The sequence below is a fragment of the Streptomyces sp. NPDC048417 genome (assembly GCF_040651615.1).
Lineage (GTDB): Bacteria > Actinomycetota > Actinomycetes > Streptomycetales > Streptomycetaceae > Streptomyces.
Window position 1 is genome coordinate 207,834 of the sequence record NZ_JBEZKI010000020.1, and the last position, 16,011, is coordinate 223,844.

Sequence of the window (16,011 nt, forward strand, 5' to 3'; positions counted from 1 at the left end):
CGTGAGGCGACGCCGGACCGCACGGAGCGGTTCGCGCCCTGGGGGCCGTCGGCGTTCTTCGCCGACGCCGTCCGCCCCGCGGCGGACGCGGTCCGGACCACCGGCGACCGGGCCGAGGCGAATCCTGTCCGCACGACCTCGGTCCCTGCTGCGCCGGCCGAGGAGGCTACGGCGCCGCCATCGGTTGCATGCCGGCATCCCACTCGCCCACCACTGCGGGTCCCGGCTGTCCGTGTACGAACGTTTCCGTCCCGCCGCTGACCTGCCTGCCGGCTCTCTGGACCCTTGTGCCCAGGCCAAAAGTGGCGGCGGGTGAGGCGCGGGCGTGGAATGGAGGAGCGGGGGTGGGTGAAGACGTGGAGGCTTCGTGGGTGTGACACCGCTGACCGAGATCCTCGCCAGGCCGTTCGCGGAGCGCTACGCCGTACCGGCCATCAACGTGTTCAACGACCTCACCCTGGAGGCCGTGCTGGCGGCCGCGGTGGAGAACGCGTCGCCGCTCATCGTCCAGACCTCGGTGAAGACGGTCAGGTCCATCGGCAGCGGCGTGCTCCATGCCATGTGGAACGCGATGACCGCCGGCATCGAGGTACCCGTCACCCTGCACCTGGATCACTGTCCGGAGCGCGAGGTCATCACCGAGTGCCTGCGGCAGGGATGGAACTCGGTGCTCTTCGACGCCTCCAAGCTGCCCGTCGAGGAGAACATGCGGCAGACCGTCGAGGTCGTCGCGGAGGCTCGTGCGTTCGGCGCCGCGGTCGAGGGCGAGATCGAGTCGATCACCGGTGTGGAGGACGGGGTCGGCAGCGACGTCGCCGCCGAGCGGCAGGACCTGGCGGTCGCACTGGAGTTCCTGAGGACCACGCAGGTCGATGTCTTCGCACCGGCGATCGGGAACGCGCACGGGTCGTACAAGCAGGCGCCGGTGCTCGACGCGCAGCGCGTGTCCGACATCGTGGCGGCCCATCCCGTGCCCATCGCACTGCACGGCGGCAGCGGGCTCTCCGACGAGCAGTTCCGCGACCTGATCTCCCGGGGCTGCGCGAAGGTCAACATCTCCACGGCCCTCAAGGAGACCTACATGAAGTCGAACCTGGCCTTCCTGCGGACGGCGGAGGAGCGGCAGAAGTGGGACCCGCCGTCGCTCTTCCGGGACGTCCGCCAGGACGTCATCGACATGGCCGGTTCGCTGATGAGGCTCTTCGGCAGCGCCGGGCAGGCGAGGTAGTCGTGCCCGCGCTCGTCTTCGACTGCGACGGGGTGCTCGCCGACACCGAACGCGACGGTCATCTGCCCGCCTTCAACAGGACGTTCGAGGAGTTCGGTCTGCCGGTGCGGTGGAGCGACGAGGAGTACGCGGAGAAGGTGAGGATCGGCGGCGGCAAGGAGCGGATGCGCACGCTGCTGACCCCGGACTTCGTGGCCGCCGCCGGCCTGCCCTCCGATCCGGCCGCGCTCGACGAGCAGGTCGCGGCCTGGCACCGGCGCAAGACCGAGATCTACACGGCCATCATCGGCAGCGGAAGCATTCCGCCCCGGCCCGGCGTGCGGCGGGTCGCCACGGCGGCACATGAGGCCGGATGGACACTCGCGGTGGCCTCCACCTCCGCGGAGGCGTCCGTCCGCAGCGTGCTCGAACTCGCCATGGGCCGGGAACTGACTCCGCACTTCAGCGTCTTCGCCGGGGACGTGGTCCAGCGGAAGAAGCCGGCCCCGGACATCTACGCCTTCGCCCTGCACCGGCTCGGCCTGGATCCCGCGAACGCCGTCGTGATCGAGGACAGCCGCAACGGCCTGCTGTCCGCGCTCGGCGCCGGGCTCGCCTGCGCGGTCACGACCAGCGCCTACACCGGCGAGGAGGACTTCACCGGGGCCTCCTTGGTGGTCACCTCGCTCGGCGATCCGCCCCCGCAGGAGACCGTCGCCCGGGTGCTGAGCGATCCGCTCGGTACCGACCCGGGACCGTACGTCGAACTCGCGGACCTCGCCGGCCTGCTCACCGCCGCCAGCGGCGACACGGACCCCGCCCCATCCGATCCCCGACCCCACTGACGTCGCGGCAGTCAGGAGAGACATGTCAGCGCCATCGCCATCGTCATCGCCGTCGTCGTCGGCGCCCGGCGGCGACCTCACCTTCGTCGTACGGACGATCGCCCGGACCGCGGTGGACAACGAACGGGCCTTCAGCGACCTCGACGCCGTCGCGGGGGACGGGGACTTCGGGTACTCGCTCGCCCGCGGCTTCGAGATCGTGCTGGCCGACTGGGACGACCTCGCCTCGGAAGCGCCGGCCGAGCTCCTGAAGAAGGTCGCCATGGTGATCTCCAAGCGGGTCGGCGGCACGTCGGGTCCGTTGTGGGGTACCGCCTTCCTGCGGGCCGCCGGTGCCGTGAAGGACCGGCCGGAACCGGACGCCGGGGACGCGGTCGCCATGCTGCGGGCCGCCGCGGAGGGGATCAAGGCGCGAGGAAAGTCCGACGTCGGCGACAAGACCCTGCTGGACGCCCTGATCCCGATGACCGACGCCCTGGAGCAGCGGCTGGCACCGGGCGAACCGGCGGCCGCAGGCGCGGAACTGGCCGCCCTGGCCGCCACGACCGCCCGGGCCGCGGCCGACGCGACGGCACCCATGCAGGCCCGACGCGGACGGCAGAGCTACACCGGTGAGCGCAGCATCGGCTCGCCGGACCCGGGCGCGGTGGCGATCGCGGTCATGGCGGAGCGCATCGCCGCCGAGTGGGGCACACGCGACTGACCGCGGGCACCGGACCCGGGCAGCCCGGACCGCCGCCCGGCACCCGGGACCGGCAGGACCAGGAGGAGTTACGGCATGAAGAAGTTCGTCAACGACCCGAAGGACTACGTCGCGGAGATGCTGGAGGGACTGGCCCTGGCCAACCCCGGCACGCTCACGTACGTGCCCGAGTACAACCTGATCATGCGTGCCGATGCCCCGCAGGAGAACAAGGTCTCGATCGTGCAGGGCTCCGGATCGGGTCACGAGCCGGCGCACGTGATGACCGTCGGCAAGGGGATGCTCGACGCCGCCTGTCCGGGCGACGTGTTCGCCGCGCCGCCCGCCGACTTCGTGTACGAGACGGTCAAGCGGGTCGCCTCCCCGAAGGGTGTGCTGCTGCTTGTCAACAACTACACCGGGGACCGTATGGCGTTCGAGATGGCCGAGGAACTGTCCCAGGCCGACGGAGTGACCGTCCGTACTCTCTTCATCAACGACGACGTGGCCGTACAGGACTCGACGTACACCGTCGGCCGGCGAGGGGTGGCCGGCAACTTCTTCGTGATGAAGGCCGTCGGCGCGGCCGCCGAGCGGGGTGCCGACCTCGACGAGGTGTACCGGATCGGGGAGAAGGTCAACTCCGTCGCCCGCACCATGGGCATGGCGCTCACCGCCTGCACACCGCCGGCGAAGGGCTCACCGCTGTTCGAACTGCCCGACGACGCCGTCGAGATGGGCGTGGGCATCCACGGCGAACCGGGCCGCAAGCGCGAGAAGCTGCGGTCGGCGGACGCGATGGTGCGCGAACTGGTCAGCGCGGTCGTGGACGACCTGCCGTTCTCCTCCGGTGACCGCGTCGCGCTGATGGTCAACGGCCTCGGTGGCACACCGATCGGCGAGCTGTACCTGGTGTACGGCCTGGCTCACAAGCAACTGGCCGAGCGCGGCATCGAGGTCGGGCGCAGCTACGTGGGCGAGTACTGCACCTCGCTCGACATGGCCGGCGCCTCCGTCACCCTGGTCCGGTTGGACGACGAGATCTTCGACCTGCTCACCGACCCCGCCGAGATCCCGATCCGGGTCTTCTGACGGACCGGAGACACCGCTGCCCCGATCGCGCTCTCGACGGGGGCGGTGCGCTTGCCATGAGCTCCGCGGTGCCTGGAAGTCGTCGGCCAGGCACCGAACTCCTGCGCCCTCTCCCGCCACTGCCCCAGCTTCAGGCCGGTCACGTCAGCCGACGACCGCGCCGCCCTGCCGTTCTACGGCGGCCGCGCCCTGCGCGTGGGCCTGGGCCGCCGGTACGGGGTGCACGGCCAGGTGGGCGTCGATGCCGGGGGCCACCCACAGGGCGTGCACGGAGAGGTCGGTCAGGTAGGTGAAGGCCGGAACCGTCAGCAGGCCGCGCCGACGGAGCGCGCCGAGGACCTGGCTGGCCCCCGGGTAGGTGGAGACGACGGCGCGGGTGTCCGGCGCGAGCGCCCGCACTGTGCGCCGCTCGGCGGCACGGAACAGCGCCCGCCACACCGCGCCGGGGCGTGCGGCCCGGTCGGTGGCCGCGTAAGGGCGCTGATAGCCGGACGGCGCCGCGGGCAGGCCGAGGCCACGCCGGTCGCGCGAGCCCGGGCCACGACTCGATCGCGGTGGCGCCGAACACCGAAGCTACTACATGATGTAGAACTTAGGAGACGGCCACCAGGGCGAGCGGTTCGGGTGCGCCCGCGTTCGACATTCAGGGGGTGCCAGTGAACCTACTACAAGACGTAGAGGTCATTGGTGTGCAGGAGGACTCGGAGGGGGCGGGCCCTCGACGGCAGCAGGTCCCACGACCAGCGCCGCCGGGGCTGCGGACGCTCATCTTTCCGGCGGCCGGAATGCGCCGCGCGGGCAGTCACAGGCCGCAAGGGGCGATCCGGTGCGGTTCTTCGTGCGTGGTCACACGGGCACGGGCACGGGGCCGGGAACGGGCATCGGGCTCGCCCCTGCCCGCGGTCCGGCCCTCACATTCGGCGGCCGGTTCTGCCTGACCAGCCGTGGACCGGTCAGGATCACCCTGCCGCCCCCGGGCCGCCCCCGACGACCGCGAGGACAACGTCCCGGCAGCCGGGTGAAGGCACGTTCCGTGCCGATCAGAAAGGCCGCTCCCCGTGCTCCGTACGATCGGGGCCCACACAGCAGGTGTCCGGTCGATGCCCATGGTCCGTCGGGGCTGTGGCGGCGCCACCGGTGTGTTCCGTACACAGCGCCCACTGTGCGCCGTCGAGCATCTGGTCGCTGTCGGACGCGGCGTTGGCCAGGCTCGCGCAGCAGACGGCCAGCAGCAGTCCGCCGGCCAGCAAGGGCAGGCTTCGGCGCGCGGGCGGCGGGGCCAGCAGGGCTCGTACCCGCTGGGGCACCACCCCGCCGGTCGCGGCCAGCGCCGCTGGACGGGACGCACCGGCGGAAGCCAGGGCGGCACGCCCGACGGCATGGGCGACGACTCTGCGGTCACCGACCCGCTCGGCGGCCTCCTCGTCGGCCCAGCGCTCCAGGACGAACTCCCCCGCGACGGTCACCGGCCGCAGCAACGGATTCAGGGCGGCGGTGAGCCGCCACAGGCCCTGGAAGAGGTGGTGGCGCCCCCGCAGATGCGCCCGCTCGTGGGCGAGCAGCGCCTCACGCTCGTCGTCGCCGAGGCAGCACAGCATTCCCCGTGAGACCACGATCCGCCCCGGCGCCCCGGGCAGCGCGAAGGCCAGCGGAACGTCGTCGTCGATCACCGCCAGCTCCGTCCGCCCCGGCAGATGGGCACACTCCCGTCGCGCCCGGACCAGGTGACGCACCTGCCGTACGGCGGCCACACCCATCGAGACGACGCACGTGCCCAGCACCAGGGCGCTGCCGGCCGCGACGACCAGGTACACCGGGTCCTCGGCGCGCAGCGCCGCCACCGACCAGCGGCCCTCCTCCGCGATCTCCGGGATCTGTGCCACGCCGGAGAAGGCCAGCAGGGCGAGTGATCCCGCCCAGCCTGCCGCTGTCACCAGCGCGGCGCAGGCCAGCGCCAGGGCCGCCGGGCGCGGGGGCAGTCGACGCGCCACAGGGGCGGCGAGGACCGCGAGTGCGGCGGTGACGAGGAACGGGATGTAGACGCTGATCCGCACTCGTTCACCGCTTCCCGCGGGGGCGCTTGCTCTCGGGGAGTGTGTCGTCGTGCCCGGACAGGATCTGGTGCAGCAGGTGCTCGTCCTGTTCGGACAGTTCCGAGACGAAGCGGGCCAGCACCGCCTCACGGTCGGAGCCGCCCTTCAGCAGGGAGTGCATGCGCTGGGCGGTGTGGGACGCCTCGTCGCGGACCGGTTCGTAGGCGTAGCCACGGCCCTCGCGGTGCCGTGCCAGCATGCCCTTGTCGTACAGCCGGGACAGGATGGTCAGTACGGTCGTGTAGGCGAGGTCGCCCGGCAGCCGTCCCTGGACATCCCGCGCGGTCAGCGGCCCGTTGGCCGCCCAGAGCGCGGCGAGCACATCGCTCTCCAGTTCGCCGCGCGCCCGCCTGCCGGATGCCTCGTGGGCTTCCTCGTCTCCTTGGCCCGCCACCTCACCGTCCGCCTTCCCTCGCCGTCGTTGCGCACAGGCTACCCGTCCGCCTCCTACTTGTCGTAGGACGTGTCCTTGCGGGAGACCGCCAGGTAGCCGACGAAGCAGGCGATGGCGACCGTCCAGGCGAGGGTGACCGGGCCGAGGCCGAACCCGAGGCCGCCACGGGCGTGCCCGAGTGCCATCCAGTCGGCGAGGGACGCGCCGAGGGGGCGGGTGATGACGTACGCCGCCCAGAACGCGGGCACGGCGGCCAGGGCGTCGAAACGGTGGGCGAGTGCGGGAACACAGATCGCCACCGCGAAGAGGACGACCGAGCCGAGATAGCCCAATCCTGCGGTCGCGGTGAGGTCGCCCGCGGCGGTGCCGAGGGCGAAGGTGGCCAGGACGGCCGCCCAGTAGAAGGACTCGCGGCTGCGGGTGGTGATGCTGTGGATGGACAGGGTGCGCTCGACGGCGTACCAGAGGGCGAAAACCGCCGCCAGTGCGACGAGGAAGAGCGGGGTGGACACGGTGTAGGGCACGCCGAGACCGACATGCAGCACGTCGGCGGCCATCGTGCCGAACACGCTGACCATGACGACGGCCGTCCAGTACACCCAGGCGATGTACCGGCGCACCGCGAACTGCACGGCCAGGGAGACCGCCAGGGCGATCCCACCGAGCCCGACCGCCGGCACCGGGCCCAGCACCCGCGCCAGAAGGTCGGATGCGGTCTCTCCCATCCCGGTGGTGAGCACCTTGATGATCCAGAAGTAGGCAGTCACTTCCGGCACCTTGGTCGCCATGGTGCGCAGGGGGGTGAGGGGGCGGTCGGCGAGGAGACTCTCTGTGGTCCTGGCCCGCACGATGGCACGATCAACTCTCGGCGCCACAGATGCCTTTGCCATTGTTTTGGGGCTTCTGGTGCATGAGTTTCACAACGGCACCGCCCACCTGACAGCAACCTGAACGCCTCCACAAAGACCTGGTCAGGGCGGCTGAGCGGTGATACGCGGGGGCTTTCACAGGTGCGGCCGTCGAGGTGCGGGACGAGTCGCGCCACAAGCTCCTACTACATCATGTAGCGGGAACGAACACCCCCGATGAGCGTCTAGAGTTCCAGACGGCGTCTACAAAGCTGTAGTCATTTGATCGTTCGCATGAATTCGCATGAAATCGTCCGCCCGAAAGGAACCTGCACATGACCGCACCGATCCCCGTGGCGTCCCAGCTGGCTGTGAACGTGCTCGACGCCCATTCACTGCTGGCGGCCTTCGGCGTGCTGGGCGTCGCGGTGGTGATGTTCGCCGAGACAGGACTGCTGATCGGGTTCTTCCTGCCGGGTGACTCCCTGCTGTTCACCGCCGGACTGCTGTGCACGGGGTCGGCGCACGGGAGCCTGCACCTGTCTCTCGGCCCCTTGCTCGTGGCGGCGGCGGCAGGCGCGCTGGTCGGAGCTCAGTGCGGATACCTGCTCGGCCGGAAGGCCGGCGGAGCCCTGTTGGCGCGCAGCCGCTCTCGGCGTCTGCACGAAGGAGTGAAACACGCCGAGGAACTCCTTGAGCGGTACGGGTACGCGAAGGCCATCGTGCTGGCCCGCTTCGTACCCGTGGTGCGCACGGTCCTCAATCCGATGGCGGGCGCGCTGGAGGTGCCGGTGCGGACCTTCACCCTGTGGCAGGTCGTCGGCGGCCTCCTGTGGAGCGTGGGCCTCACCCTCGCGGGATACGCGCTCGGCTCCTCGATCCCGAACGTCGACCATTACCTCCTGCCGCTGGTGGCGCTGATCGTGGCGGTGTCGCTGATCCCCCTGGCCGCCGAGGTGTACCGAGGCCGCCGGGCCGCCAGGTCCGCACAGGAACGCGGGTGACTGTCGCCCGGCCGGCGCACGAACCAGCGCTGCTCGCCGCCCCCGCGAGGGGGAGCCGGTGGTCCGGGCGGCACGTCCGGCCCGGCGACGTCATCGGGTGGCGGACTCAACGGACCGGTCGCTCCCGCGTCCGGACCGGCGCACAACCGCCCGCCCGCCGGCAGAGCGTGAGCGCGCGGGCGACGGCCCGGTGGCCGCACGCGGAGTTCGTCCCAGGCACGGCCGGTACGGCCGACGACCCTACGGAGGGCCATGCGGCACAAGATCCTGGTCGTTGAGGACGATCACGGCCTGCGGGACGTGCTGCGCCGCGGACTGGCGGACGAGGGCTTCGAACCCGTGCCCGCCGCCGACGGCGCCACCGCCCTGCGGCTGGCCGCGGACGGCATCGCCGCGGTCGTCCTGGACGTCGGGCTGCCCGACGCGGACGGCCGGGACGTATGCCAGGCGCTGCGCGGCAATGGCTTCAGCGCGCCGGTCATCTTCCTGACGGCCCGCCATCACCTCGCCGACCGGTTGTCCGGGTTCTCGGCCGGGGGCGACGACTACCTCCCCAAGCCGTTCCATCTCGCCGAACTCGTCGCCCGGCTGAGGGCCGCGCTCAAGCGCTCCGCCCCAGCGGCCGTGGCCGTGGCCGGCGACCTGGTCCTGGACGCGACCCGGCACAGCGTGCGGGTCGGCGACGGCCACGTCGACCTCTCCCCGACGGAATTCCGGCTGCTCGCCCCGCTCGTGGCCGCGGGCGGCGCCATCGTGGGCCGCCGTGACCTGGTCCGGGCCGCCTGGCCTGACGGAGCCCAGGTCAGTGACAACACTCTGGACCAGTACCTGAGCCGACTGCGTCGCAAGCTGCGCGAGGCGGGCAGCGACCTGAGCCTGCGTACGGTGCGAGGGATCGGGCACCGGCTGTCATGATCCGTCTTCCTCGCCGCCTCGCGCCCCGTACGCTGCGCGCACGGCTCTCGTTCGTGGCCCTGACCACCGCCGCACTGCTGATGGCCGTGCTGACCGTGGTGTTCAACGTGGTGGAGGAACGGCACCTGCAGCATCAGGCGGACGACGAGTTGCGCAACCGCGCGGCCGCCGTCGCCACCACCGTCGACACCAGCCACCGACCGGTGCGCGTCGTGGACACCGTCAACGACGGTCTCCTCGACGCGAACGTGTGGATCTACGCCGGAACGCACCTGCTGGAGAAGCCGCCGTCGGCCGCGGCCGACGGCATACCGACCCGGGCCGCGGAACGGCTCGCCGGGCAAGGACGCGCACTCTGCGCGACCGTCGAGGCGGAGAACCCGCACCTGGTCCGCATGTGTTCCCGACCCGTGTCCGGTCACCCGGACTCCGCCACAGTCGTCACGGCCCTGGACCTGGCGCCGTACCGCGCTTCGGCGGACACCTTGCTGCTGGGTTCCCTGGTCCTGGACGCGGTCATGCTCGCCTGCACCTACGCGTTGACCCGCCTGGCCGTGGGGCGGGCCCTGCGTCCGGTGGGCACCATGACCGACCAGGCCACCGAGTGGAGCGCCGTCGGTTCCGACAAACGCTTCGGCGCCGCCGACCACCCGGCCGAACTCGCCCGTCTGGGCGCCTCGTTGGACGCGCTGCTGGACCGCATCCGGACCGTGCTGCGCCACGAACGGCAACTGACCGGGGAGCTGTCCCACGAACTGCGCACCCCACTCACCCGGATCATCATCGAGCTCGACTGGTGGCGGGCCCGGCCACGCTCCGCCGCCGAGACGCGGGCCACCCAGGAGGTGATCGCCGAGGCGGCCCGGTCCATGCGCACCATCTGCGACACCCTGTTGAGCGACGCCCGTGAGAGCGCGTTGAGCGCCTCCCCGGTCCCCGGCGCCACAGCCGTCGCCCCCGTCCTGAGGCGGATGGTCGACAGCCTCGGCGCCCAGGACCGGGTGAAGGCCATCGTCGAGGTCACGGATCCGGCGCTGGAGGCAGGGGTCACCCCGGCTCTCCTAGAACGCATTGTCAGCCCGCTCCTGGCCAACGCGGTCCGCCACGCCCGGGCCACGGTGACCGTGACCGCACGGCCGATGCCCGGCGGCGTACGGATCGGCGTCACCGACGACGGTCCCGGGGTGCCCGAGGCGTTCGTGGGCGAGCTCTTCCAGCCCGGCCGCCGCGGCGATCCCGACGACGGCCACGACGGCGCGGGCCTCGGACTGCCGCTCGCGCGGCGCCTGGCCCGTGCCGTCGGCGGTGAGGTGTCCCACGATCCCGTGTACACCTCGGGGGCACGCTTCCTGGCCGACCTGCCCGCGGGATGAATCGGCCCCGCCCCATGCCGTCCCGGCGACGCACGCCCGACCGAGGAGCAGGGGGCGGTCAGCCTTTCCGCTCCGTCGGCTACGAGGTGGCAGCCCTGCGCTCGCGGACCTGCGCGTAGGCCATGAGGGCGAGCAGAACGGCCAGCAGGACGGCCGAGGAGCCTGCGGTACCGAGATTCAGCCCGCCCTTGGCGACCGGCTTGGTCAGGAGGTCGCCCGCGGTCGCACCGAGCGGGCGGGTGAGGACGAACGCGATCCAGAACAGCAGGACGTTCGGCACCGTCGGCACCTTCATCAGTACGGCCAGTACGGCGAGCGCGCCGGTCACCAGCAGCGCGCCACCGGCATAGCCGAGGCCGGAGCTGTCGGACAGGAAGTCGCCCATGGAGGTGCCGAGCGTGTTGGAGACGAGGATCGCCGACCAGAACAGGGCCTCGCCGCGGAAGGTGACGATGTCCCGGATCTGGAAGGTCATCCCGCTCAGCCGCCAGACCGCGAAGACTACCAGCAGGATCGAGATGAGGATCGCCGCGCCGGCCGGGTAGCCGAGACCGAGGCCCTGCGGTCCCCAGCCGAGCGAAGTGGTGCCGCCCGACAGGTACTTGGCGCTGGCGTCGCGGTTCATGAAGTCGGACATCGTGGTGCCGGCCATGCTGGTCGACAGGATGACCGTCCAGTAGAAGAACGGGTTGTAGCGGCGGGAGCGGAGCTGGACGACGAGCGTCACCACGAAGATCAGGAACAGCGCGATCGTGGTGAGGAAGTAACCGAGCTTCAGGGTCTGCGCGAAGAGGTCCCCGGCGGTCTCGCCCAGCGTCGTCGCCGCGATCTTCATGATCCAGAAGGCGAGGGTGACTTCGGGCAGTTTCTTCATCACCGATTTCGTCGTGCTCGCGACGTCGAGATCGGTGAGGGCTTCGGGCTGCTGCAAGGTGGGGGGCTCCTTGTGGGGGTCGTACGGCAGGGCGCGCCCCACGAAGGGGGCGAGCGCCTGCCGATGGGCGACCGCGACGGCGCGATCGCACCTACCGACCCTGGCAGCGGCGGCCTGAAAGGTGCCTGAATGCCTGTCAGATGCCTGGTCAGACCGCGTGGCGGGCGGTCTGCTGAGGCTGCGCCACGTCCTTCCGGGTCACCGCCGAACACACCACGAGGCCGAGGATGACCGCAGGGAAGAGCGCACTGGTGACAACGGTGCCCAGGCCCAGACCTCCGTCGCCGGTGGGCTGGGAGAGGTAGTCGCCGATGGAGGCTCCGAGCGGGCGGGTGAGGATGGAGGCGATCCAGAAGCTCCACACGTCGTCGAGCCCGAGCGCGAAGTGGGCGACGGCGGCGATGGCCAGGGCGAACAGGACCGCGGCGAGCCAGTAGCCGAAGTCCACCCGCTCGGAGACCAGGTCACCGGCGGCGGTGCCGAGGGCGAAGGTGAACAGGACGGCGAGCCACTAGAAGGACTCACGGCCACCGTCCCCTTGGAGCATGGCTTCGTCGCTGGCCCGGCGGTGCCGGTGTGCTGGCGATGGACCCGGAGCGCTAGGCGGTTTCGAGGAGTCGCTTCCGCAGCAGGGCGGCGCCGGATTCGGCGAGCCAGTCCGCGAGCGTACGCAGTCCGGGGTGGATGACGCGCAGCGCCTCGATGTCGGCGTGCCAGCGCGATCCGGCTGCCCAGCTCTCCCGGACCCGGGCGATCTCGGGGTTGAGTGCGGCGGCCTCGGCGTGGGTGATCCGCTCGTAGCGCACCGCGGCACCCGTGGCTTCGCTGATTGCGGCAACCGCCTCGGCCGGGGTGGGGGCGTCTCCGGCCAGCTCCAGACTCCGCCCCGCGAACCGGTCCGGCTGGTCGAAGGCCAGCACGGCGAATTCGGCGATGTCCTCCACCGCGATGAGCTGGACAGGTTCGTCCGGCGGGAAGATGTGCCGGTGCACGCCGTCGACGATTCCGTCGAGACCGATGGGCGTCGAACCGAGATAGTTCGACATGAAGCGCACCGGACGCAGCACGGTCACCGCCCGGATCCGCTCATGCAGGTGGTCCTCGATGCGTTTCTTCCCCTCGGAACCACCTGGGCGCCCCGGCGTGGACGCGACGCCCGTGAACACGACGTGCTCGAGCCCCACGGCGACCGCGGCATCGACCAGTGCCCGGCCCCGGGCGAACTCCCGCTCCGTATCGGGGCCTTCCGGTCCGAATGCCACGGGCGGTACGGCGAACAGCGCCGAGGCTCCCTCCAGCGCCGCGGGCAGACTCGACGGGTCGTCGAATTCGCCGTGCACGAGTTCGGCCCCGGCGGTTTCGAGTGCCTTGGCGGCGGGAGCGGTCGTGTCCCGCACGAGTGCCCGCACCGGCCTGCCGGCCGCCAGGAGCCGACGCGCGGTGGCGCCGCCCTGCCGACCGGTCGCACCGGTCACGACGACCAAGCGGTCAGTGGTCATGTCGTCCTCCGCCCCGGGATTGTCGGTGGGCACGGTGGGTTGGGCCCGGGGTCGATATGGAAGGCTGCACCCGGTTGAGTCCGACGGACAAGGGATTACGTGACATGACCTCAACTCCCCAGGACGTCGGCCGGGCCGATGCCCGCCGTAACCGCGCGAAGGTGCTCGCCGCCGCCTCGCGGGCATTCGACGAGCACGGCCTGGACGTCTCCCTCGGCGCGATCGCGCGGCAGGCGGGGGTCGGCGCCGGCACCGTGTATCGGCATTTCCCCGGCAAGGAGATCCTGCTGGAGGCCGTACTCGTCCAGCAGATCGACAACCGGGTGGACGCCGCTCGACGATGGGCGGCCCGGGCCGACCCTGTCGCGGCGTTCTTCGGCTTCCTCCTGGAGGTCGTCGACACGTCCCAGGGGCGCAAGCACGCGTGCGACGCGTTGACCACGGAAACGAGCTGGCCACGTCCCAGACTGGCCGCGTCGGCGCGACGGTTCCGCCAGACACTCGACGAACTGCTCCGCGCGGCCCAGCGGGCCGGCGGGGTCCGCACCGACGTCAGCGCGGACGATGTCGCCGCGCTCGCCGTCGGGTGCACGACCATCCGAGCCACACACCGCGACCGGGACGGCGGCACCCGCATGGTACGTCTGGCGCTGGACAGCCTGCGGAATCCGGCATCTGTCACGGAAGGGCGAGTGTTTCGTGACGTACCCGGCACGCTGCGCTCGGCGCCGCGGTGCGAGGAGTGCGGGGCCCGGCTCCAGGCCCGGTCCACCGGACGCCCGGCCCGCTACTGCGGGGCGACCTGCCGACAGCGAGCACGTCGCCGCCGCCTCGGCGCGGCAACGGTTTCCTAGGGCCTGTCTGACAATTGCCGTCGCCCGGAGGGCGGCCTCGCGGCGTACGGCGCGTTCTCCCGGCGTGCCGGACGGGAGGTCGGCCGAGGCCCGCTCCAGCAGCGTGACCTTCTTGTCCACGCCGATGACTTCGGACCGGCCCTCGCCCAGAACCCGGGTGACGCCGGCCACGAATGCAGACAAGGCGGCCTCCCGGAACGCGGCACGGGAGGCCGCCTCATCGCAAGGGTGTCGACCCAAGTGCGGTGTGATTCCGCCACCGCTAAGAGGCCAGGGTGTCCCCGAAGCGCGCGTCGGGCACGGGGGCGCTCAGGGCGCCGCCGTTGAAGGACCAGGATCCGCTTCCGGCGGGGCCGTTGCTCGTGCCGGGGAAGACCCAGGCGGCGCCGTCGTCGGTGTCCTCGCCGGGTGCGGAGGCGATCAGCTCGGCCTTGCCGTCCTTGTCGGCGTCGATGAGCCGAAGGGCGCCGCCGAACCAGTCGCCGTCCTCGTTGTCGCCGGGAACGGACGGCGTGCTCTGGCTGTAGCTGACGAGGCCCCGCGGGGTGAGTCCGTGGGAGGTACCACGTACCACCCACGCCGTGCCCGGGTCGGTGAGGCTGTTGATGTCGTTGCCCGGTGCGCCGATCGCGGCGTCCGCGTAGCCGTCGCCGTTCACGTCCGCCACCGTGACGGCACCACCGAAGCGGTCACCGATCTTGTCGTCTCCGGAGGCGCCGATGGTCGTCTGGTCGAAGTGCTGGTCGGCGTCCGGGCCACTCAGGCCGCCGGGCCCGCCGAGGAACACGTCGACGGTGCCGCCGTCGACCAGGACTTCGTTGAGGTCGTCGCTGTCGGTCGGGGAACCGAAGACCACGTCGGGGTATCCGTCGTTGTTGATGTCGCCTGTGGCGCCCACCGGGCCGCCGCGCAGTCCGCGGCCGTACGTCAGCCCGTCGGGGCCGCCGCGAAGGTAGCTGGCCGCACCGAACGTCGCCACGGGATTCACCGATTCGTAGTCGGTGAAGGTGCCCAGCAGGACCACGTCGTCGGAGCCGCTCTTGTCGTAGTCGCCGGAGGTGAGGCCGGTGGGGGTGAAGTCCTCCGCCCACTTCCAGTCCATGGGAGTGGCCTGGAAGGTGTGTGTGCCGCCGGCGCCGGCCTCGAAGTCGTAGGTCTGCAGAGCCTTGCCGGTCAGGAGGGCGAGTTCGGTGCGGGAGCCGTGGAAGCGGCCGGTGGCCAGGCCCAGTCCGAAGTGTCCGCGCACCGTCGGTGCGCTGTCCTGCAGGAGAAGAGCGCCGGTGGCCTGCAGCCCGTTCGCGGAGCCCCACAGTACGACCGCGGCTCCCGCGTCGGTGGTGGTCCCGATGTCCCTGCCGGGCATGCCGACGACGAGATCGGCGTAGCCGTCGCCGTCCAGGTCTCCGGAGGTGGTGGTCCGTCCGAAGCCGTCGTCGGTCTGGGCGAGACCCGGTATGCCGGGAGTGCTCAGGCTGAACGTCGCCCGGCGGGAGGTGGACAGGCCGCTCGCGGACCCGTACATCACGGCTACGTAGCCGGCCCCCTTCTGGGCACTGACGGTGCCGCCGGGGGCGGAGATCACGGCATCGGGGTAGCCGTCGCCGTTGAAGTCGTCATGGGCCGCCTCCGCGGCCGCGGAGGCGGCCGGCGCCGGAGCGGCTGTCGCGGTGATCGTGGCGCCGATCGTCAGTAGTACGGTCGCCGCGGCCGGCCCGGACAGCAGGTTCGCTCGGCTGCGGAAAGTTCTGGACGTTCTCGTGGTGGAACGCGTACTGCGCACTTCGTGGCTCCTGAGATCTCGGCAATGGCCGGTCGGGACGGAGTCGCGGGGGTACGGCGGGGACCCGTTCCCCACCGCCGCGATGTTGGACCGGAGACCGGGCCCAAGGGTTGCGCCCGCTCATGCCCGAGAATCTGGAACCGGAGCCTCACCCGACTCTTGCTTCGGCGGACAAGCGGCGCCTCCGGCTGGCCGGTGGGCACGGTCCGCGCGGGCGGCGTGACCTTCGGCGGCAGCGGGGATGCTGAGGGCGCCGGTCGCCGTACGCCCCGTGTTCTCCGGGGCCCGCTTCACACGCCTTTAACTCCAGGGACACGAGAGGGAATCGGGAGCCACTGAGCATGTTTTTGGATCCAATCCAGCGCAGATTTAATCCATTCTCAGGATCGGTGCCCAAGGAGTCTCAATGACGAAGTCAAGCCGCCTGCGTGACCGGTGGGGCGGAGGTGAAGACCCGTCCGTCACGCAGCAGCGCCCACAGCACGCTGGCC

15 protein-coding genes and 1 pseudogene are annotated in these 16,011 nt (G+C 71.3%); 8 read left to right on the forward strand and 8 right to left on the reverse strand.

From position 1 onward, the window contains the following. Positions 1-367: 367 nt before the first annotated feature. The 4 genes from AB0D59_RS30265 to dhaK all read left to right on the forward strand — a co-directional run bounded on the left by AB0D59_RS30265 (position 368) and on the right by dhaK (position 3,826). Positions 368-1,228, forward strand: a complete 861-nt coding sequence (locus tag AB0D59_RS30265; RefSeq protein WP_362571969.1) for a class II fructose-bisphosphate aldolase — start codon at positions 368-370, stop codon at positions 1,226-1,228. A 2-nt stretch (positions 1,229-1,230) separates the two neighbouring features. Beyond that, positions 1,231-2,052: an HAD-IA family hydrolase gene (locus AB0D59_RS30270; protein WP_362571972.1), complete on the forward strand. Its 822-nt coding sequence runs from the start codon at positions 1,231-1,233 to the stop codon at positions 2,050-2,052. 22 nt (positions 2,053-2,074) lie between these two features. Continuing rightward, on the forward strand, positions 2,075-2,755 hold the full coding sequence (gene dhaL, locus AB0D59_RS30275) for a dihydroxyacetone kinase subunit DhaL (protein ID WP_362571974.1): 681 nt from the start codon (positions 2,075-2,077) through the stop codon (positions 2,753-2,755). A gap of 75 nt (positions 2,756-2,830) precedes the next feature. Next, positions 2,831-3,826 carry a dihydroxyacetone kinase subunit DhaK gene (dhaK, locus tag AB0D59_RS30280; RefSeq protein WP_362571977.1) on the forward strand — a complete coding sequence of 332 codons (996 nt, stop codon included), beginning with the start codon at positions 2,831-2,833 and terminating at the stop codon, positions 3,824-3,826. Between the two features lie 144 nt (positions 3,827-3,970). Here dhaK and AB0D59_RS30285 read toward each other — a convergent pair whose 3' ends face one another. The 4 genes from AB0D59_RS30285 to AB0D59_RS30300 all read right to left on the reverse strand — a co-directional run bounded on the left by AB0D59_RS30285 (position 3,971) and on the right by AB0D59_RS30300 (position 7,101). Then, positions 3,971-4,264 (reverse strand): hypothetical protein, encoded by a 294-nt coding sequence (locus AB0D59_RS30285; protein WP_362571980.1) that lies wholly within the window; start codon positions 4,262-4,264, stop codon positions 3,971-3,973. A 602-nt stretch (positions 4,265-4,866) separates the two neighbouring features. Then, positions 4,867-5,880, reverse strand: a complete 1,014-nt coding sequence (locus tag AB0D59_RS30290; RefSeq protein ID WP_362571983.1) for a M56 family metallopeptidase — start codon at positions 5,878-5,880, stop codon at positions 4,867-4,869. Between the two features lie 4 nt (positions 5,881-5,884). After that, positions 5,885-6,313 (reverse strand): BlaI/MecI/CopY family transcriptional regulator, encoded by a 429-nt coding sequence (locus tag AB0D59_RS30295; RefSeq protein ID WP_362571986.1) that lies wholly within the window; start codon positions 6,311-6,313, stop codon positions 5,885-5,887. Positions 6,314-6,366: 53 nt separating this feature from the next. Continuing rightward, complete coding sequence (locus AB0D59_RS30300; RefSeq protein ID WP_362572030.1) at positions 6,367-7,101, reverse strand: hypothetical protein; 735 nt, start codon at positions 7,099-7,101, stop codon at positions 6,367-6,369. Between the two features lie 395 nt (positions 7,102-7,496). Here AB0D59_RS30300 and AB0D59_RS30305 point away from each other — a divergent pair, with 395 nt between their 5' ends. From AB0D59_RS30305 to AB0D59_RS30315, 3 genes are all read left to right on the forward strand, one after another. Then, on the forward strand, positions 7,497-8,165 hold the full coding sequence (locus tag AB0D59_RS30305; protein WP_362571989.1) for a DedA family protein: 669 nt from the start codon (positions 7,497-7,499) through the stop codon (positions 8,163-8,165). 252 nt (positions 8,166-8,417) lie between these two features. Beyond that, entirely contained in the window at positions 8,418-9,080 is a 663-nt protein-coding gene (locus AB0D59_RS30310) for a response regulator transcription factor (protein ID WP_362571992.1), read from the forward strand. Beyond that, entirely contained in the window at positions 9,077-10,453 is a 1,377-nt protein-coding gene (locus AB0D59_RS30315) for a HAMP domain-containing sensor histidine kinase (protein ID WP_362571995.1), read from the forward strand. The genes AB0D59_RS30310 and AB0D59_RS30315 overlap by 4 nt, the downstream gene beginning before the upstream one ends. A gap of 79 nt (positions 10,454-10,532) precedes the next feature. Here the strand turns inward: AB0D59_RS30315 and AB0D59_RS30320 are convergent, their stop codons facing one another. The 3 genes and pseudogenes from AB0D59_RS30320 to AB0D59_RS30330 all read right to left on the reverse strand — a co-directional run bounded on the left by AB0D59_RS30320 (position 10,533) and on the right by AB0D59_RS30330 (position 12,886). Beyond that, a complete protein-coding gene (locus AB0D59_RS30320; protein ID WP_362571998.1) occupies positions 10,533-11,384 on the reverse strand; it encodes a hypothetical protein in 852 nt (283 codons plus the stop codon). Positions 11,385-11,535: 151 nt separating this feature from the next. Next, positions 11,536-11,913: pseudogene (locus AB0D59_RS30325) on the reverse strand (hypothetical protein); the annotation flags it as partial. A gap of 73 nt (positions 11,914-11,986) precedes the next feature. Further along, a complete protein-coding gene (locus tag AB0D59_RS30330) occupies positions 11,987-12,886 on the reverse strand; it encodes an NmrA/HSCARG family protein (RefSeq protein WP_362572001.1) in 900 nt (299 codons plus the stop codon). A gap of 104 nt (positions 12,887-12,990) precedes the next feature. Here AB0D59_RS30330 and AB0D59_RS30335 point away from each other — a divergent pair, with 104 nt between their 5' ends. Beyond that, positions 12,991-13,740 carry a helix-turn-helix domain-containing protein gene (locus AB0D59_RS30335; RefSeq protein ID WP_362572004.1) on the forward strand — a complete coding sequence of 250 codons (750 nt, stop codon included), beginning with the start codon at positions 12,991-12,993 and terminating at the stop codon, positions 13,738-13,740. Between the two features lie 262 nt (positions 13,741-14,002). On the opposite strand, the gene AB0D59_RS30340 is transcribed toward AB0D59_RS30335, so the two are convergent. Further along, complete coding sequence (locus tag AB0D59_RS30340) at positions 14,003-15,520, reverse strand: FG-GAP repeat protein (RefSeq protein WP_362572007.1); 1,518 nt, start codon at positions 15,518-15,520, stop codon at positions 14,003-14,005. Positions 15,521-16,011: the final 491 nt, after the last annotated feature.

Coding starts and splice junctions, on each gene's coding strand:
- AB0D59_RS30300 (WP_362572030.1), bottom strand. CDS start 7,101: ATGGCGACCAAGGTGCCGGAAGTGACTGCCTACTTCTGGATCATCAAG.
- AB0D59_RS30335 (WP_362572004.1), top strand. CDS start 12,991: ATGACCTCAACTCCCCAGGACGTCGGCCGGGCCGATGCCCGCCGTAAC.
- dhaL (WP_362571974.1), top strand. CDS start 2,075: ATGTCAGCGCCATCGCCATCGTCATCGCCGTCGTCGTCGGCGCCCGGC.
- dhaK (WP_362571977.1), top strand. CDS start 2,831: ATGAAGAAGTTCGTCAACGACCCGAAGGACTACGTCGCGGAGATGCTG.
- AB0D59_RS30315 (WP_362571995.1), top strand. CDS start 9,077: ATGATCCGTCTTCCTCGCCGCCTCGCGCCCCGTACGCTGCGCGCACGG.
- AB0D59_RS30305 (WP_362571989.1), top strand. CDS start 7,497: ATGACCGCACCGATCCCCGTGGCGTCCCAGCTGGCTGTGAACGTGCTC.
- AB0D59_RS30330 (WP_362572001.1), bottom strand. CDS start 12,886: ATGACCACTGACCGCTTGGTCGTCGTGACCGGTGCGACCGGTCGGCAG.
- AB0D59_RS30310 (WP_362571992.1), top strand. CDS start 8,418: ATGCGGCACAAGATCCTGGTCGTTGAGGACGATCACGGCCTGCGGGAC.